Source organism: Cetobacterium somerae ATCC BAA-474 (genome assembly GCF_000479045.1).
GTDB classification, from domain to species: Bacteria; Fusobacteriota; Fusobacteriia; order Fusobacteriales; family Fusobacteriaceae; genus Cetobacterium_A; species Cetobacterium_A somerae.
Genome location: NZ_KI518137.1, coordinates 1 through 3,383 on the forward strand (window position 1 = coordinate 1; position 3,383 = coordinate 3,383).

General features: G+C 22.2%; 7 protein-coding genes. All 7 read right to left on the reverse strand.

Translation table 11 applies throughout. From position 1 onward, the window contains the following. Positions 1-30: 30 nt before the first annotated feature. Positions 31-723: a hypothetical protein gene (locus HMPREF0202_RS06155; protein WP_023050146.1), complete on the reverse strand. Its 693-nt coding sequence runs from the start codon at positions 721-723 to the stop codon at positions 31-33. Next, entirely contained in the window at positions 704-1,258 is a 555-nt protein-coding gene (locus HMPREF0202_RS06160) for a hypothetical protein (protein ID WP_023050147.1), read from the reverse strand. Before HMPREF0202_RS06160 ends, HMPREF0202_RS06155 begins: the two co-directional genes overlap by 20 nt. Then, positions 1,227-1,751, reverse strand: a complete 525-nt coding sequence (locus HMPREF0202_RS06165; RefSeq protein ID WP_023050148.1) for a hypothetical protein — start codon at positions 1,749-1,751, stop codon at positions 1,227-1,229. Before HMPREF0202_RS06165 ends, HMPREF0202_RS06160 begins: the two co-directional genes overlap by 32 nt. Beyond that, a complete protein-coding gene (locus HMPREF0202_RS06170; protein WP_023050149.1) occupies positions 1,732-2,067 on the reverse strand; it encodes a hypothetical protein in 336 nt (111 codons plus the stop codon). The genes HMPREF0202_RS06165 and HMPREF0202_RS06170 overlap by 20 nt, the downstream gene beginning before the upstream one ends. Then, positions 2,064-2,516, reverse strand: a complete 453-nt coding sequence (locus HMPREF0202_RS06175; protein ID WP_023050150.1) for a prepilin peptidase — start codon at positions 2,514-2,516, stop codon at positions 2,064-2,066. Before HMPREF0202_RS06175 ends, HMPREF0202_RS06170 begins: the two co-directional genes overlap by 4 nt. Continuing rightward, positions 2,501-2,947 carry a type II secretion system protein gene (locus HMPREF0202_RS06180; protein ID WP_023050151.1) on the reverse strand — a complete coding sequence of 149 codons (447 nt, stop codon included), beginning with the start codon at positions 2,945-2,947 and terminating at the stop codon, positions 2,501-2,503. Before HMPREF0202_RS06180 ends, HMPREF0202_RS06175 begins: the two co-directional genes overlap by 16 nt. Before the next feature lie 8 nt (positions 2,948-2,955). After that, the coding region (locus HMPREF0202_RS06185) for a type II secretion system F family protein (protein WP_023050152.1) at positions 2,956-3,383 on the reverse strand (428 nt) is incomplete at its 5' end.

Here is a 3,383-nt window from a genome sequence, read left to right on the forward strand (position 1 = left end):
GTATAACTTTAATTTTTAAATTAAAATTTTTTAACTTGTCTCTAACTCCATTAAAAAGTATAAAATCTCCCCCTCTTTTTTTATAAAATCAAATTTTGATTCAATAATTTTTTTATCCATTGATAAATATTTCTTCAGCTTAAATATGCTATTTATATTTTTTCCTGTTCCATTTAATATTATTTTATTTTCTAAAAACTCTATCTTTTCTAAGTTTACATCACATTTTTTACATGCTTTTGACAAAAAAACTAAACTATCCCCAATTTTAGTTTTTTTAAATTTTAATTCTTCATCTTCATCTAAGGAAATTTCAGAGAGTTTAATATCTAACTCTTTTAAATTTTTCCTATGACTAATTATTTCTTTTTTTAAATTCAAATTTTCTGTATCTAACTTATAATTTTTTAAATAAATAGATAAACCAAAAATAAACTCTATTATTATTATTATTGATAATAATACTTTAATCTTTTTCGTTATTACTTCAGGTTCTTTTAATGACCATCCCTTCTCACTAATAACATCCTTTATTTGAAGAATTATTTCATTGTCTAAAACAATTTTTATTTTTAATGTTACTTCATCAAAAACTTCATATATAGATAATAACTCTTTTATCTCTCTTGGGATATCTTCTTCATTTTGAAATAAACCTTGATTAATTATTTCCCCATCTTCTAATAATTTTATTCCTCTGTCATTAATCTCTAATACTTTCATTTTTTAATCTAGCTTCAACTCCTCTTATCTCTCTTTTATAGCTTTTAAAAAAATTAGACTCACCCTGTAAATATTCATAAAATAAATCAATTTTAATTTCTATTTGAATTTTTTCTACATCTATAATCTTAACCAATTTTATTTCAAAAATATTTTTCGTAAATGGAATAAACTTCAATTTATCTTCTATCAGTTTTTCATTTTGTTTAACTGTATCTCTTTTATAACCACTTTTAGAAGTTTCATTAATGTCAATCCAAATAAGAGTTTTATCTTCAAAATACTCAATTATATCTTTATAATCACCATTTTCAATTGAATTATTTCCTTTAAAAACTTCATATTCTGCTACTGTAGAAAGATTTTCTGTAATCCAATAGTCATCATTTGATATTTTTAAAAAGGATAAACTATCAATTTCATTTCTATAACTTAATAAACTCATGGAAAATAACCAAACTAAAAGAGTAAGAATAAATAAAATACTTGGAAGAATATATCCATTATTTTTTGAACTCTTTTTTAAATTTTTCATTTAAATAGTATCCCTCCATTGAAACTCCATAATTTTCTAAACTAAAATTTACTTTTATATTTTTTATAACGTTCTCTCTACTTTCTAGCTCTACATTTATCATATTTTTTCTTTTGTATTTTCCAGAAAAAGATGTGATAGTGCTATCTTCTGAGTAATATATCTCTATGTCTGAATAAGATTCTTCTCCAGGAATATATTTTTCAACTATCAGTGTATTTCCATTCTTTAAAGATGGCTTAGAGTAATCAATATAAACACTTATTCTCTCTAAATTATATATTTTATATTCCAATGATTCATATATAGATGTATTTATACTTTCTAATATTAATTTCATATTTTTATTAAAACGAAATCTATTCATTTCTATTTTTCTTTCAATGTTTATATATTTTAAATAATAAAATAAAATTTGGAAAATAATTGTAATTACTACTAAAGTAGATAATATTTCTACTATTGAAAATCCTTTATTTTTGTCTATATACATATAATTTACTCTCTCTTTTGAAGCTATTTTTTTCCACTTTTATCTCTAACTCATATACTTTTTCATAAATTTTCTTTCTCTTTATATCTATTGCATACTCTTCATTTGAAGAAACATAATCGTTTATATTTAGCGGATTTTTATAAAATGATCTAATTTTTTCTATTTCATCTTCTAAATTATTAAATTCATTTAATCTATTAAATCCTTTTTTTAAATATATCAGAGAATATAATAGTGGATTTAAAACTACTAAAAGTACAACTAGACTTATCAAAACCTCTAAATATGTTCCTCCTTTTTTACAATTTTTCATAATTTTTCCTTAATTACAATTAAAATATATGACAAAATTAAAAATGGTCCAAAAGCTATATCTTTATCCAATTTTTTTAAAAAAATATATTTTCCTCCTAAATAAATTAATGGAGTAATAAAACTTATATTTAAAAAAATTAATATATCAAAAAAGGTATTAAATTTTAGAAGAAATCCTAAACTCGTAACTAGCTTTACATCTCCCATTCCTATACATTCCTTATTTAAAATATCACTTCCATACCCATATATTAAAATAAAAGGCAAGGTATATAATGCAGCACTTAAAATTCTTTCTTCTAAATCTCCTTCTAAAAAACCTAAAATTCCTCCTAAAAAAAGTAACCCTAAATTGCTTTTATTTAAAATTATTTTTTCTCTTACATCTATTATTATTACCTCTAACAAAATTATTGCTATAAAAAAATAAACTATAACTTTGACCATTCATCTCCCCTTATATTAAAATTAGATGTATCCCCATGAGGAGTTAATATAAACTCTTTGCTACTATTTAAATCTACTTTTACTTTTCCACCGTATTTTATCTCTTTAGTTTCTGCACTTTCTTTACTTCCTCCAATATCTATTAAAAGCTCATTTTCTACTAACTCAAATTTATCTCCTACATATTTTGATAATTCTACTAAAATCTCACTCATATTATTATCTTTTGAACTTGGATAATTTCCATTTTCCAAATAATAAGTTTCATTTGCCATTCTTAAACTTTGAAGTGTATTTATTGCTTTTGAATCCTTTGCAAGAGCTAAGTAATCCCTCACTTTTGGAGCTATAAAACTACTTAAAATACCTATTACACCTAAAACTAAAACTATTTCAATTACACTAAATCCTTTATTTTTTTTCTTTTTCATTGAACCTCCTAAATTTCAAAAATATCACTCATATTCAATATAGGTAAATATAAACCAATTACAAATGCACTTATCAATATTCCTACAAACAATAATAAAATAGGTTCTGATAATTTTAAAACTATCTTTATCTTTTTATTTAACTCCTCATCTCTCACTAAAGAAATCTCTTTCAAAACCATCTCAACAGTTCCACTTTCCTCTCCAACTTTAATCATATCAATCTCCTCTAAAGATAATATATTGAGCTTTTTAAAACATTCTGAGAGCAACTCTCCTTTTTTTATATTTTTTAATATAAACATCCTATTCTTTAAATATCCACTATCTAAATTCTCTAAAATAATATCTATTCCCTTATCTATAGATATTCCTGATTCTAATAATAGAGACAGATTTTCTAAAATATTTATTATATATTTTTCCAATAAATATT